Below are 14,453 nucleotides of genomic sequence, written 5' to 3'. Positions count from 1 at the left end.
ACTCTTTTCGACCAGGACAGCCAATGCGAGAACTGCCGACGCCCACCCTGCCCTTCGCCTCGCTTTTCGAACCGCGCCGTCTGCCGCGCGCCGAGGAAACGGTCACCGCGCAGCATCGCCTGCAAGTGTCGTGGGCGCGTACCGACGAAGAGCTGCGTGAAGCGCAGCGTCTACGCTATCGCGTCTTCGCCGACGAAATGGGCGCACGCCTCAGCGGCCCCGCGGGCCTCGACGTCGACGCCTTCGATTCGTACTGCGACCATTTGCTGGTACGCGATCTCGACACGTTGAAAGTAGTCGGCACGTATCGCGCTCTGCCGCCGCATCAGGCCGCGCGCATCGGCCGTCTATATGCGGAAAGCGAGTTCGACGTGTCGCGTCTCACGCATCTGCGCGCGAAGATGGTCGAGGTCGGCCGCTCGTGCGTGCATCCGGACTATCGCAGCGGCTCGGTGATCATGTCGCTATGGGCTGGGCTCGCCGCGTACATGAAGCACAACGGCTACGAGACGATGCTCGGCTGCGCGAGCGTCGCGATGGCCGACGGCGGCCACTATGCGGCGAACCTGTATTGCTCGCTGCGCGACAACGCGCTGACCGCGCCCGAATATCGCGCGTTCCCGCATACGCCGCTGCCGGTCGACGAACTGCAGACGGGTGCCGCCGTCGCGCCGCCCCCGCTCGTGAAGGGCTACTTGCGTCTCGGCGCGAAGATTTGCGGCGCACCGGCGTGGGACCCCGACTTCAATACCGCGGATTTCCTGACGCTGTTCCGTCTGTCCGATATCAACGCGCGCTATGCGCGGCACTTCCTCGGCGATGCGTTGCCGCAATAAGCTGCGCCGAGATACGAAAAAGCCCTGCATTTGCAGGGCTTTTTTTGTTCGTGCACACGCCGCGAATCGACGCGTGCGTCGATTCGCATCGCGTCAATCGTCCGTATAAACGACACGGTACGGAATCCCGACTTTCTCCCACTCCGCCGCCTCCTGGATCAGGCTGTAATCCGTCAACGGATTGTTGGCGACCCACTCGTTCGGCAAACGCACCTCGTAACCGCCGTTCGCCTGAGCAACCGTGATGCCCGGCAGGCCGACGTCCGCGCGTCGACGGCACAGCAACGCCGCGAGCCGCAGACAGAACAGCAGCGGCCATTCGACCTCGCGCGTCTGCGACAGCTTGCCGAGCTTGCCCGCGTGGCCGAGCACGAGCGCGGCGAGGCGCGCCTGGTCGGTACGCGAAAAGCCCGGCATGTCGGCATTGCTCGCGATATAAGCCGAGTGTTTGTGATACGCGCTATGCGAGATCGACAGCCCGATTTCGTGTAGCGACGCCGCCCAGCCGATGAACATGCGGTTTTCCGCGCGGCGTTCCTCGTCCGGTTCGACGAACTGGTCGTAGAAGCTCGTCGACAGATCGCCGATGCGCCCCGCCTGTGGTCGATCGACGCCATAGCGGCGCATGAAGCCCTCGACCGTCACCGTACGCATGTCCTCGTGCTGCGAACGGCCGAGCAGGTCGTACATGACGCCGAGGCGCAGCGCGCCGTCGGTGGTGTCGACATAGTCGACGCCCAGTTCGTCGAACACCGCGATCATGATCGACAGCCCGCCCGCGAGCACCGGCACGCGGTCGCTCTTCAGCGCAATCAGTTTCAGCCGGTTGACGTTTTCGGCCTTGATCAGCGCGCGCTTGAGCCGCTCGAGGCCGCCGCGCGAAATGCCGTGGGTGACGCCCGCATCGTTGAAATTGTTCGCCTCGACCAGTTCGGCGAGCGCGCGCGCGGTGCCCGACGAGCCGATCGCCTGCTCCCAGCCGGTCTTCTTGTATTCGGCGGAAATGATCTGGATTTCGCGGCGCGCGGCGAGCTCGGCCTGGCGCATCGTGTACTCGTCGACGTTGCCGGCCGGGAAAAACGCGCGGCTATGGCTCACGCAGCCGATATACAAACTCTCCATCATCATCGGCGTGTAGTGCGAGCCGATGATGAATTCCGTCGAGCCACCGCCAATATCGACGACGAGCCGCTTGCCCGCGCTCGCCGGCACCGAGTGCGCGGCGCCCGCATAAATCAGGCGCGCTTCCTCGCGCCCGGCGATCACCTCGATCGGAAAACCGAGCGCGGCCTGCGCTTCGCCGAGAAATTCGCGCGCATTCTTCGCGATGCGCAGCGTATTGGTCGCGACCGCGCGCACGTGGTCCGGATGAAAATCGCGCAACCGCTCGCCGAAGCGCTTCAGCGCATCCCAGCCACGCACCTGCGATGCGCGATCGAGCATCTTGTCGCTCGATAGCCCGGCCGCGAGCCGCACCGGCTCGCGCAAGGCGTCGACCTGATAGATCTGGCTGCCCGCGTCGGTTTCCTCGACCCGGCCCACGATGAGCCGGAAGCTGTTCGAACCGAGATCGACGGCGGCGAGGAGATGAGGAAGATTGACCATCGGGTAAGCGTACTCCATGCGCGCGAGCGCCGCGGCTGCGGCCGAGGGCGTGACGGCGGACTCCGGCAGCGCCACGCGCCTGCCCGGCGCCTTCGGCGCATGGTGCGCGTCGCGGCCAGCCGCACTGTTCAAAGACGCCATTCTAAGCGTAGCAGCCTTCACGGTGTCACCTCGCGGCGCAGGGAGTTCGGTATCGTCGCATAGGTAGCGCGTCATATTGACGACAGACGACGATTACGGCATAAAATGTTAAAAACATCGCCGATGTCATCAGGACGTCATCAAACCGTGAGAATTTCCGAGCGTCTTTCCGTCTCCATTTCAGATATTCCAATCCCGCCGCCGATGTCCGTCCGCTATCCCCTATTGAATCGCGAGCTGGGCATTCTGGGTTTCAACGAGCGTGTGTTGGCGCAAGCCGCCGATCCCGCCGTCCCCTTGCTCGAACGTCTCCGCTTTATCTGCATCACCAGTAGCAACCTCGACGAATTCTTCGAAGTCCGCATGGCCGGGCTTCAGGAACAGATGGGCGACAACCCCGGCGCATTGTCGCCCGACGGCATGTCGCTGCTTCACATGTACGACCTCGTGGTCGAACGTGCGCAGAAGCTCGTGCATCGCCAGTACACGATGCTGCACGACACGGTGCTCACCGCGCTCGAACAGGAAGGCATCTATTTCCACGGCAACGAAGCCTGGAGCGACGCGCAGACCGAATGGGCGCGCAACTACTTCTTCAACGAACTACTGCCGGTGCTCACGCCGATCGGTCTCGACCCCGCGCATCCGTTTCCGCGCGTGCTGAACAAGAGCCTGAACTTCGTCGTCGAGCTCGAGGGCAAGGACGCGTTCGGCCGTCAGGCGATGATGGGCATCGTGCAGGCGCCGCGCGCGCTGCCGCGACTCGTGCGTATGCCGCAGGAGCTGTCGGGTTATCCGCATGGCTTCGTGCTGCTGAGCTCGCTGCTCCAACACTTTGTCGGCGAGCTGTTTCCGAATCTCTTCGTGCGCAGCTGCAATCAGTTTCGCATCACGCGCAACAGCGAGCTGTTCGTCGACGAAGACGAAATCACCAATCTGCGCGTCGCGTTGCAGGGCGAACTGCCGGCGCGGCATCTGGGCAATGCGGTGCGGCTCGAAGTGTCGGCGGAAACGCCCTCGCATGTGGTGCGGCGCCTGCTCGACGAAAGCGGTCTGTCGAACAAGGACTGCTACTACGTGAACGGCCCCGTCAATCTGGTGCGGCTGATGCAGCTGCCCGAGATGGTCGACCGGCCCGATCTGAAGTTCGTGCCGCACATTCCGTCGACGCCGAGGCAGATCGCCAACAGCGCGAGCATGTTCGACGTGATCGATCAGGGCGACGTGCTGCTGCATCATCCGTACGAGAGCTTCCAGCCGGTGCTCGAGCTGCTGTTGCAGGCGGCCAAGGACCCGAACGTGGTCGCGATCAAGCAGACCATCTATCGGACCGGCACCGACTCGCCGCTGATGGATGCGCTGATGCAGGCCGCGCGCAACGGCAAGGAAGTCACGGTGGTCGTCGAGCTGCTCGCGCGCTTCGACGAGGAAACCAACATCAACTGGGCCTCGCAGCTCGAAGCGGTCGGCGCGCACGTGGTCTACGGCGTAGTCGGCCACAAGTGCCACGCGAAAATGATGCTGATCGTGCGACGCGTGTCGGCGGGTGGCAAGTCGAGCCTGAAGCGCTACGTGCACCTCGGCACGGGCAACTATCACCCGCGCACCGCGCGCCTCTATACCGATTTCGGTCTGATGACCGCCGATCAGAAGATCTGCGAGGACGTGCACCATGTGTTCCAGCAGCTCACCGGCATCGGCGGCGAGCTGAAGCTGCACGAGCTGTGGCAGTCGCCGTTCACGCTGCATCCGAAGCTCGTCGACGCGATCCGCAAGGAAGCCGAGCATGCGCGCGCGGGCAAGAAGGCGCGCATCGTCGCGAAGATGAACGCGCTGCTCGAGCCGACGGTGATCGCCGAGCTGTACGAAGCATCGCAGGCCGGCGTGAAGATCGATCTGATCGTGCGCGGCGTGTGCTCGCTGCAGCCGGGCGTGCAAGGGCTCTCCGAGAACATCACGGTGCGCTCGATCGTCGGGCGCTTTCTCGAACACCATCGCATCTACTACTTCTACGACGGCGGCAAGGAACAGGTCTATCTGTCGAGCGCCGACTGGATGGATCGCAATCTGTTCCGGCGCGTCGAAGTCGCATTCCCGGTCAACAACCGGCGACTGAAGCGGCGCGTGATCGCGGAAGGGCTGTCGGCGTTTCTCGGCGACAACCAGTCGGCCTGGTTGATGCAGAGCGACGGTCACTATCGCCGGCGCCGGCCGGGCAAGGCGTCGCGCAATGCTCAGATGAGTCTGCTCGGCAAGTTCTGTTCGTAGTCGTCCGCGTTTCGGGTGACTGCCGCGCTCAAACCTGTGCGGTTTGACAGCGCGCCGTCCGATACACCGGAAAGCGCACCGTGAACGTGCTGCCGCGCCCTTCTTCGCTCTTCACGTCGAGTTGCGCATCGTGCCGTTGCAGTACGTGCTTGACGATAGCGAGACCGAGCCCGGTGCCGCCCGTGTCGCGCGAACGGCTGCGATCGACGCGATAGAAGCGCTCGGTGAGCCGCGGGATATCGGCGGCCGGAATGCCGAGGCCGCTATCGGCGACCGAGAACACCGCATGGCCACCCTGCGCACGCCAGTTAACCTTGATCGAGCCGCCGTCCGGCGTGTAGCGGATCGCGTTCGTCACCAGATTGCCGAATGCGCTGAAAATCTCGGTTTCGACGCCGGTGACGGTCAGCGCTTCGTCGGCATCGAAGACGATCTTGTGATGATCGCTGGAGAGGCTCTGCGCGTCGTCATGCAGATGCCGCAACACCGCGCGCATGTCGATCATCTGATCGCTCGGTGGCTTGTTATCGCCTTCGAGCGTCGCGAGCACGAGCAGATCGCTGACGATATGACGCATGCGCGACGCCTGCTGCTCCATCAGCTCGAGATAACGCGCGCGCTCGGCTTCGCCCAACGGCAGCTCGCGCATCGTCTCGAGAAAGCCGGACAACACGGTGAGCGGCGTTTTCAATTCGTGCGACACGTTGGCGACGAAGTCACGCCGCATCGCGTCGGTGCGCTCGAGCTCGGTGATGTCCTGCGACAGCACGAGCTTGCGATTGTCGCCGTAAGGAAACACCTGCACCGACAGCACGTTCTGGCGCTTGTCGCCCATGCCGCGCATGATCAGCATTTCCTCGTACCGATGCGAATTCAGATAGCGCACGAAATCCGGATGACGCACCAGATGCGTGATGTGCTGACGCAGATCGCGCTTCGCATCGAGCCCAAAGTGGCTTTCGGAAATCGCGTTGCACCACTCGATCTGATCATGATCGTCGAGCATCGCGACACCGTTAGGCGACGCCTGGATCGCCTGGATGAAACGCGAATGCTGCTGCTCGACCTGGCGCACCTGGGCATGCCAGCGCTTCGCGAGCTTGTGCAGACGGTAATAGATTTCGCCCCAGATGCCGGGGGCGCTCGGCACTTCGCCGTACACCGGCGCGTCGAGCAGACGCCACAGACGCTGCTTGTGGAAGGTACTGAAGACGCTCTGTGCGAGCAGCAGGACGATGGCGAGAGCGAGCCCTGCCTTGACGTTCAGCAGTGCGCCGACCACCGCGCACAGAACAGCAAGCAGCACGACCGACACGATGGAGCGCGCCCAGATGATGTTCATGGTCTAGCGATCGAAGAGAAAATACAGCGCAGGAGGGAGGTACGGCGACACAGCGCCGTGCAATGCAGCGCGCCGACGACGGCTATCAGGCGCTCTTCGCCAGCCGGTAACCGCTGCCGCGTACCGTTTCAATCATAGCATCGCACCCGGCCGGCTTGAGTGCCGCGCGCAGACGCTTGATATGCACGTCGACGGTCCGCTCTTCGACGAACACGTGATCGCCCCACACCTGATCGAGCAGTTGCGTGCGGCTATGCACGCGCTCCGGGTGAGTCATGAAGAAGTGCAGCAGACGGAATTCGGTCGGGCCGAGATCGAGCTTGATCTCGCTGCCTTCCGCATGCGCGGCGACGCGGTGCGTGGCCGGATCGAGCTTCAGGCCGTTGATTGCGACCACGTCTTCGGTCAGCTGCGGCGCGCGGCGGCGCAGCACCGCCTTGATGCGCGCCATCAGTTCCTTCGGCGAGAACGGCTTCGTCACGTAGTCGTCGGCGCCGATCTCGAGGCCGAGCACCTTGTCCTGCTCGTCGCCTCGCGCGGTCAGCATGATGATCGGGATATGCTTCGTACGCTCGTTGTTGCGCAGATCGCGCGCGAACGAAATACCCGATTTACCCGGCAACATCCAGTCGAGCAGCACGAGATCGGGCAGTACGTCGCTGATCAGGTTGTGCGCCTGCTCCGCGTTGTACGCGCGAATCGGGCAGTGCCCGGCGTGTTGAAGATTGACCGAAATCAGTTCGGAAATGGCGGGCTCATCTTCAATGACGAGAATGCTGCTGGGCATCGGCACCTCTGTTCCTTATCTCTGGATTAGCTGAGCGCTTCGCGTTCGAGCGTGTCGCGCGACTGGTGCCGCACGTCGGTACCCTTGACGATGTAGATGATGAATTCCGCGATGTTCTTCGCGTGGTCGCCGATCCGCTCGATTGCCTTCGCGATGAACAGGAAGTCGAGGCCCACCGAGATCGAACGCGGATCTTCCGTCATATACGAAATCAGCTTGCGCACGAACGCGCGGAATTCCTCGTCGATCGCCTTGTCGTCGCGCACGATCTGCGCGGCGGCGACCGTGTCCAGACGCGCGAACGCGTCCAGCGCACGGCGCAGGATCGACACGGCCATTTCGCCCGACAGCTTGATCTCGGCGATGTTGATGGTGCGCGATGCGCCGTCTTCCATCAGACGCTTGGTGCGCTTCGCGATCTTTTCGGCTTCGTCGCCGGCGCGCTCGAGGTTCGTGATGGTCTTCGAGATCGCGATCAGCAAGCGCAGATCGCGCGCGGCCGGCTGACGGCGCGCGATGATGTTGCTGCACTCTTCGTCGATCTCGACTTCCATCTTGTTCAGACGGTCTTCGGCGACGATCACCTGCTCGGCGATGTCGAGGTCGAATTCGTTGAGCGCCTGCATCGCGTTGACGATCTGCGATTCGACGAGACCGCCCATTTCGAGCACCTTCGACGAAACGAGGTTCAGGTCGGCGTCGAACTGGCTGGACAGATGTTTATCGGACATGTCGTACTCCGTTGTATTGCCCGGCGGATTAGCCGAAGCGGCCGGTGATGTAGTCCTCGGTTTCCTTGCGGACCGGCTTGATGAAGATCTTTTCGGTGTCGCCGAATTCGATCAGTTCGCCGAGGTACATATAGGCAGTGTAGTCCGAACAGCGGGCCGCCTGCTGCATGTTGTGCGTGACGATCACCACCGTGTAGTCGCTCTTGAGTTCAGCGATCAGCTCTTCGATACGGCCCGTCGAAATCGGGTCGAGCGCCGAGCAGGGCTCGTCGAGCAGCAGCACTTCGGGGCGAATTGCAATACCGCGCGCGATGCACAGACGCTGCTGCTGGCCGCCCGACAAACCGTAGCCGCTCTGGCCGAGCTTGTCCTTCACTTCGTTCCACAGCGCCGCCTTGGTCAGCGCCCATTCGACGCGGTCGTCCATTTCCGAGCGCGACAGCTTCTCGAACATCTTCACGCCGAACGCGATGTTGTCGTAGATCGACATCGGGAACGGCGTCGGCTTCTGGAACACCATGCCGATGCGCGCGCGCAGCAGCGAAATGTCCTGGCGCACGGTCAGCAGGTTTTCGCCGTCCATCACGATTTCGCCTTCCGCGCGCTGCTCCGGGTAGAGCGCGTACATCTTGTTGAAGGTACGCAGCAGCGTGGACTTGCCGCAGCCCGACGGGCCGATGAACGCGGTCACCTTGCCTTCGGGAATCTGCAGATTGATGTTCTTCAGCGCGTGATACTTGCCGTAGAAGAAGTTGAGGTCCTTGACCTCGATCTTCGGATGCGACGGCGTTTGTGCGTGAGTGCTGCTTTCGGGGTCGGAGCCCGCGGGCGCGGCGTGCCCGATCGGATTGAGTTGGGTTTCTGCCATGTTCATCGGATTCACTCCGCCCTTACTTGTTCGAGAAGATCGCGCGCGCGAGGATGTTCAGTCCCAGCACCGCGAGCGTGATCAGGAAGACGCCGGCCCACGCGAGAGATTGCCACTGCGCGAACGGGCTCATCGCAAACTTGTAGATCGTGACCGGCAGGTTCGCGACCGGCTGGCCCATATCGACCGAGAAGAACTGGTTCGACAACGCGGTGAAGAGGAGCGGCGCGGTTTCGCCGGCAATCCGCGCGACCCCGAGCAGCACACCGGTGACGACGCCCGCGATCGACGCCTTCAGCGTGATCGACAGCACCATCTTCCACTTCGGCGTGCCGAGCGCGAACGCGGCTTCACGCATCGCGCTCGGCACGAGTTTCAGCATGTTTTCGGTCGTGCGGATCACGATCGGAATCTGCAGCAACGCGAGCGCGAACGCGCCGGCCCAGCCGCTGAAGTGGCCCATCTTCGCGACGACGAGCGCGTAGACGAACAGACCGATCACGATCGACGGCGCCGACAACAGGATGTCGTTGATGAAGCGCGTGAGGTTCGCGAGCCAGCCCTTCTGGCCGTATTCGGCGAGATAGACGCCCGCCATGATGCCGATCGGCGTGCCGACGAGCGTTGCGAGCCCTACCAGCATCACGCTGCCGACGATCGCGTTGGCGAGACCGCCGCCGTCGGTGTTCGGCGGCGGCGTCGACTGCGTGAACAGCTCGACCGACAGACCGCCGATACCGAGACGCAGCGTCGTATAGAGAATCCACACGAGCCACAGGAGACCGAACGCCATCGCCGCGAGCGACATCGTCAGCGCGAGCGCGTTCGTCATGCGACGGCGTCCTTGCAGGCGCACGCGCATCGTTTCGAGCGTCGCGGGGTCCTTCAGACCCGGTATGTTCAGGGACGGCCCGCTCATTTCGCGCCCTCCCCTTTCTCAAGACGCAGCAGCATGATTTTCGAAATCGCCAGCACGATGAATGTAATCACGAACAGGATCAGGCCGAGTTCCATTAGCGCCGACGTATGCAGGCCCGGCTCCGCTTCCGCGAACTCATTGGCGAGCGCCGAGGTGATGCTGTTGCCCGGCGAAAACAGCGAAATATTGTCGAGCAGGTTGGTGTTGCCGATTACGAACGTGACCGCCATCGTCTCACCCAGCGCGCGGCCGAGACCGAGCATGACGCCGCCGATCACACCGCTCTTCGTGAACGGCAGCACGATCTTCCACATCACTTCCCACGTCGTGCAGCCGATACCGTACGCCGATTCCTTCAGCAGCACCGGCGTGACTTCGAACACGTCGCGCATCACCGCTGCGATGTACGGGATGATCATGATCGCAAGGATCACGCCCGCGCACAGAATGCCGATGCCGATCGGCGGACCGGCGAACAGCGCGCCGACGATCGGAATGCCGCCGAGCACCGCGCCTAGCGGCTTCTGGAACCACACCGCGAAGATCGGCGCGAACACGAGCAGACCCCACATGCCGTACACGATCGACGGAATCGCGGCGAGCAGCTCGATCGCGATGCCGAGCGGCCGGCGCAGCCACGCGGGCGACAGTTCGGTCAGAAACAGCGCGATACCGAAGCTGACGGGCACCGCGATGAGCAGAGCGATGATCGACGTCGCGAGAGTGCCGTAGATCGGCACGAGCGCGCCAAATTGCTTGCTGGGTGGATCCCACACCGCCGTCCACAGGAACGCGAGACCGAACTCGCGAATCGACGGCATCGAGGCGACGATCAGCGACACGATGATGCCGCCGAGCAGCAGCAGCGTGACGATGGCGGAAAGGCGTGCGAGGCCGCCGAAGATCACATCGCCCGAGCGGCCAGGCGCTTTCTGCTGCGACGCGCTGCCAGGCGGAGTGGCCCGGCTCGTGCCGGACCCTAAATGAATATCGGACATGAGAGCCTGAGGGACCTGTTTCCAGTTGCCGGACGACACATGTCGGGCGGTCGGTGATGCATGCGGCGCATGCCGCGTGAAAGTCACAGGCCGTCCTCGCACGAGGACGGCCGGGGTGCTACAGGGCGCGGCCCAGATCGACCGCGCCAGCTTACGCCTGTTACTCGTCGAGCGTCTTGCCTGCCGAATCCTTGATCTTCTGCTTCCACTGCGTGCGGATTTCCGAGACGACCGACTGCGGCAGCGAGATGTAGTCCAGATCGTTCGCAGCCTGGCCGCCGTTCTTGAACGCCCAGTCGAAGAACTTCAGCGTTTCCGCGCCTTGCGGTGCCTTGTCCTGCGTCGTGTGCAGCAGCACGAACGTCGCGCCGACGATCGGCCATGCGTTCTTGCCCGGCTCGTTCGTCAGAATCTGATAGAACGACTTCGACCAGTCGGCGCCAGCCGCCGCTGCCTTGAACGTGTCGGTCTCCGGCTGAACCACCGCGCCGGATTCGTTCTTCATCGCGACGTAGTTCATGTGGTTCTGCTTGGCGTACGCCCATTCGACGTAACCGATCGCGCCCGGCAGACGCTGCACGAAAGCCGCGACGCCGTCGTTGCCCTTGCCGCCCGTGCCGGTCGGCCAGTTGACCGTCGCACCCTCACCGACCTTCGTCTTCCATTCCGGGTTGACCTTCGACAGGTAGTTCGTCCAGATGAAGCTGGTGCCCGAACCGTCGGCGCGGCGCACCACGGCGATGTCCAGATCCGGCAGCTTGACCTTCGGGTTCAGCGCGACGATTGCCGGGTCGTTCCACTTCTTGATCTTGCCCAGGTAGATGTCACCGAGCACTTCACCCGACAGCACCAGCTCGCCCGGCTTGACGCCCGGCACGTTGACTGCCGGCACCACGCCGCCGACCACCGTCGGGAACTGGAAGAGGCCTGCCTTCGCGAGTTCGTCGTCCTTCAGCGGAGCGTCCGACCCTGCGAAATCGACGGTCTTCGCCTCGATCTGCTTGATGCCGCCCGACGAACCGATGCCTTGGTAGTTAACCTTGCCGCCGCCGGTCTTCTGATAAGCGTCGGCCCACTTCGAGTAAATCGGTGCCGCGAACGTGCTGCCCGCGCCGGTGATGTCTGCGGCTTGCGCTGCGATTGCGAAGAGCGCGCCAGCGACGCCAGCGAACACGGTTTGCATCAATTTCATGAGACCTCCAAGGGGGTGTGAGCGTGTGGTGTGAGCGTGAAACTCGAACACCGCGAAGCTTAGGGTCTCTTTATGACAAAAACGTGACTGATAATGAATCAGATGTGACAGTAATATTACCCCGTGAAAGGTGCCGAAGCCGCCGAATTGCCGCTGTGCCGATGCCCGTTGCATCGCATTTTTCATGGTAGACAAAAAAAGATGGGGCGCGAACGTTTGCGCTGCGCGGGGAGGTCGTTTTTGTGCGGGATGTGCCGTCCTTTTGGCGGCTGCGGAGTGGGATTCGATGGGGTGAGGAATGAGCCTTCGTTGGGTGTGAAAGCCCGGCCACCCAGTTTATGGAGCCCGCTGAATCTTCTGCTTGCGACGCTCAGGCAGGCGGCAAGCGGTCGCCACCGCCCGCCTTCGACTCGGGAATCGATCAGGCCGTCGCTACCCGCACGGCTTCGGCAATCGCTTCAGAATGCTCGAGCGCGTCCGCAACGTTCTGCGCCTCCACCATCACGCGCAGTACCGGCTCGGTGCCCGACGCGCGAATTAGCACGCGGCCGCGGCCGTCGAGCGCGCCTTCGGCCACCTTGATCGCACTGCGGATCGTCTCGCTGCCCTTCCAGTCCGAGCCGGGCTTCATGCGTACGTTGATCAGCTTCTGCGGAAACAGGGTGACACCGTCGAGCAGATCCGCGAGCGATTTGCCGCTGCGCTGCATCGCCGCCAGCACGAGCAGAGCGGACACGATGCCGTCGCCGGTCGAATGGCGATCGAGTGACAGAATGTGGCCCGAACCTTCGGCGCCGAGCTGCCAGCCGTGCTCGCGAAGCTGTTCGAGCACATAGCGGTCGCCGACCGCGGCGCGCACGAACTTGACGCCGGCATTCTGCAGCGCGACCTCCACGGCCATGTTGGTCATCAGCGTGCCGACCGCTCCTTCCACGTGGCCGGCGGTCGCCATACGGTCCTTGACCAGCACGTACAACAGCTCATCGCCGTTGAAAAGGCGGCCGGACTCGTCGACGACCTGCAGACGGTCGGCGTCGCCATCGAGCGCGATACCGAGGTCCGCGTGGTTCGCGCGCACCGCGCGAACCAGCGCATCCGGCGCGGTCGCGCCGACGCCGTCGTTGATATTGAAGCCGTTCGGCGAGACGCCGATCGGGATCACTTCCGCGCCGAGCTCATGGAACACGTGCGGCGCGACGTCGTACGCGGCGCCATGCGCGCAATCGACGACGAGCTTCATGCCGCGCAGGTCGTACGCGGCCGGGAATGTGCTCTTGCAGAACTCGATGTAGCGGCCACCTGCGTCATCGAGACGGCGCGCTTTGCCCAGTTGCTCGGAGGCCGCGCACGCGAGCGGCAGTTCGAGCTGCTCCTCGATCTGCGCCTCGACGTCGTCCGGCAGCTTGTTGCCGTCGGCCGAGAAGAACTTGATGCCGTTGTCGTAGTACGGGTTGTGCGATGCGCTGATCACGACACCCGCGCCAAGCCGCAGTGCGCGCGTCAGATAGGCGATGCCGGGTGTCGGCATCGGGCCGGCCAGCATCACGTCGACGCCGGCGGCCGAGAAGCCCGATTCGAGCGCGGCTTCGAGCATGTAGCCCGACACCCGCGTGTCCTTGCCGATCAGCACGGTCGGACGGGTGCCTGTTTTCGCCCATTGATCGGCGCCCGCGAGCACCTTGCCGGCCGCATAGCCGAGCCGCAACACGAATTCCGGCGTGATCGGGCCTTCGCCGACCTTGCCTCGAATGCCGTCCGTTCCGAAGTAACGACGTGCCATGTTTGTTCTCCCTGTCCGTGGCTGCGGGTTCAACCGTGCGCGCGGCTCTGCTTGTCCGCGTCGCGCAGGGTTGCCCATACTTTCAATGCATCGACTGTTTGCGCGACGTCGTGTACGCGCAGAATCGCGGCGCCCCGTTCGGCCGCGCACACCGCCGCGGCGATGCTGCCGGCCACGCGCTCCGGCGCCGGCCGCCCCGTCACCGCGCCAACCATCGACTTGCGCGACATGCCCGCAAGAATCGGATACGGCGAAGCGGCGCGCGGAGCCGTGTCGCGCAGATGCGCGAGCAGCGCGTAGTTATGCTCGACGACGACCTTGCCGAAGCCGAAACCCGGATCGACGCTGATACGCTCGCGCGCAATCCCCGCCTGCTGCAACGTCGCGACACGCTCCTCGAGGAAGTGGCGCACTTCGCCGACGACGTCGTCATAGTGCGGCTCGCCCAGCTGCATGGTCTGCGGCTCACCTAGCATATGCATGACACAAAGGCCGCAGTCGCTGTCGCGCACCGCGTCGATCGCGCCGGGCATGCGGAAGCCCCAGATGTCGTTGATCAGGTCGGCGCCCGCGTTCAACGCATGACGCATCACTTCCGGCTTGTACGTATCAACCGACAATGGCACGTTCGCGCCACGCAGTTGCTCGACGAGCGGCAACACGCGCTCCAGCTCTTCGTCGAGCGGCACCGGCGGCGCGCCAGGACGCGTCGATTCCCCGCCGATATCGATGATGTCCGCGCCCTCGAGCATCATGCGCTCGGCCTGGCGCAGCGCATCGCCGCGCGTCGCGAACTTGCCGCCATCGGAAAAGGAATCGGGAGTGACGTTCAGGATGCCCATGACCAACGGGCGTTCGAACGTCAGCTTGAAGCGGCCACACTGCAGCGGCTCTGGAAGGGGTGCGGAAGAGGAATCGACTTTCGACACGTAGCAATGCTTCACTTGGAACGGATAAATGCAAAACGGGCCGGTGTGTAGCACACC

Annotated in this window: 12 protein-coding genes; 2 read left to right on the top strand and 10 right to left on the bottom strand. The window is 63.5% G+C overall.

Annotated features, from left to right (window positions below):
* Positions 1 to 23: 23 nt before the first annotated feature.
* Positions 24 to 836, top strand: a complete 813-nt coding sequence (locus F6X40_RS12075; RefSeq protein ID WP_187628007.1) for a GNAT family N-acetyltransferase — start codon at positions 24 to 26, stop codon at positions 834 to 836.
* A gap of 93 nt (positions 837 to 929) precedes the next feature.
* On the opposite strand, the gene ppx is transcribed toward F6X40_RS12075, so the two are convergent.
* Entirely contained in the window at positions 930 to 2,582 is a 1,653-nt protein-coding gene (gene ppx / locus F6X40_RS12070) for an exopolyphosphatase (RefSeq protein WP_187628006.1), read from the bottom strand.
* Between the two features lie 204 nt (positions 2,583 to 2,786).
* Between ppx and ppk1 the strand changes: the two genes are divergently transcribed.
* On the top strand, positions 2,787 to 4,850 hold the full coding sequence (gene ppk1 / locus F6X40_RS12065) for a polyphosphate kinase 1 (protein WP_184071676.1): 2,064 nt from the start codon (positions 2,787 to 2,789) through the stop codon (positions 4,848 to 4,850).
* A gap of 28 nt (positions 4,851 to 4,878) precedes the next feature.
* On the opposite strand, the gene phoR is transcribed toward ppk1, so the two are convergent.
* From phoR to folP, 9 genes are all read right to left on the bottom strand, one after another.
* Positions 4,879 to 6,192, bottom strand: coding sequence for a phosphate regulon sensor histidine kinase PhoR (phoR, locus tag F6X40_RS12060; RefSeq protein WP_184071674.1), 1,314 nt, complete (start codon positions 6,190 to 6,192; stop codon positions 4,879 to 4,881).
* Between the two features lie 85 nt (positions 6,193 to 6,277).
* Positions 6,278 to 6,979, bottom strand: coding sequence for a phosphate regulon transcriptional regulator PhoB (gene phoB, locus F6X40_RS12055; protein ID WP_008922879.1), 702 nt, complete (start codon positions 6,977 to 6,979; stop codon positions 6,278 to 6,280).
* A gap of 26 nt (positions 6,980 to 7,005) precedes the next feature.
* Complete coding sequence (phoU, locus tag F6X40_RS12050) at positions 7,006 to 7,710, bottom strand: phosphate signaling complex protein PhoU (protein ID WP_184028343.1); 705 nt, start codon at positions 7,708 to 7,710, stop codon at positions 7,006 to 7,008.
* 28 nt (positions 7,711 to 7,738) lie between these two features.
* Entirely contained in the window at positions 7,739 to 8,584 is an 846-nt protein-coding gene (gene pstB, locus F6X40_RS12045; RefSeq protein ID WP_187628005.1) for a phosphate ABC transporter ATP-binding protein PstB, read from the bottom strand.
* Between the two features lie 16 nt (positions 8,585 to 8,600).
* Positions 8,601 to 9,497, bottom strand: coding sequence for a phosphate ABC transporter permease PstA (pstA, locus tag F6X40_RS12040; protein ID WP_184071670.1), 897 nt, complete (start codon positions 9,495 to 9,497; stop codon positions 8,601 to 8,603).
* Positions 9,494 to 10,495 (bottom strand): phosphate ABC transporter permease PstC, encoded by a 1,002-nt coding sequence (pstC, locus tag F6X40_RS12035; RefSeq protein ID WP_184071668.1) that lies wholly within the window; start codon positions 10,493 to 10,495, stop codon positions 9,494 to 9,496. The genes pstA and pstC overlap by 4 nt, the downstream gene beginning before the upstream one ends.
* Positions 10,496 to 10,655: 160 nt before the next feature.
* The gene (gene pstS / locus F6X40_RS12030; protein ID WP_187628004.1) at positions 10,656 to 11,687 is read right to left on the bottom strand and encodes a phosphate ABC transporter substrate-binding protein PstS; all 1,032 of its coding nucleotides are present in this window, start codon (positions 11,685 to 11,687) and stop codon (positions 10,656 to 10,658) included.
* A gap of 421 nt (positions 11,688 to 12,108) precedes the next feature.
* On the bottom strand, positions 12,109 to 13,467 hold the full coding sequence (gene glmM, locus F6X40_RS12025) for a phosphoglucosamine mutase (RefSeq protein WP_187628003.1): 1,359 nt from the start codon (positions 13,465 to 13,467) through the stop codon (positions 12,109 to 12,111).
* A 29-nt stretch (positions 13,468 to 13,496) separates the two neighbouring features.
* On the bottom strand, positions 13,497 to 14,309 hold the full coding sequence (gene folP, locus F6X40_RS12020; RefSeq protein WP_184061489.1) for a dihydropteroate synthase: 813 nt from the start codon (positions 14,307 to 14,309) through the stop codon (positions 13,497 to 13,499).
* Positions 14,310 to 14,453: the final 144 nt, after the last annotated feature.

This window comes from Paraburkholderia sp. UCT31, from assembly GCF_014397655.1.
Classification (GTDB): Bacteria; Pseudomonadota; Gammaproteobacteria; order Burkholderiales; family Burkholderiaceae; genus Paraburkholderia; species Paraburkholderia tuberum.
The sequence above is the reverse complement of the archived record's forward strand: the minus strand, read 5'-3'. Positions and strand labels throughout refer to the sequence as shown.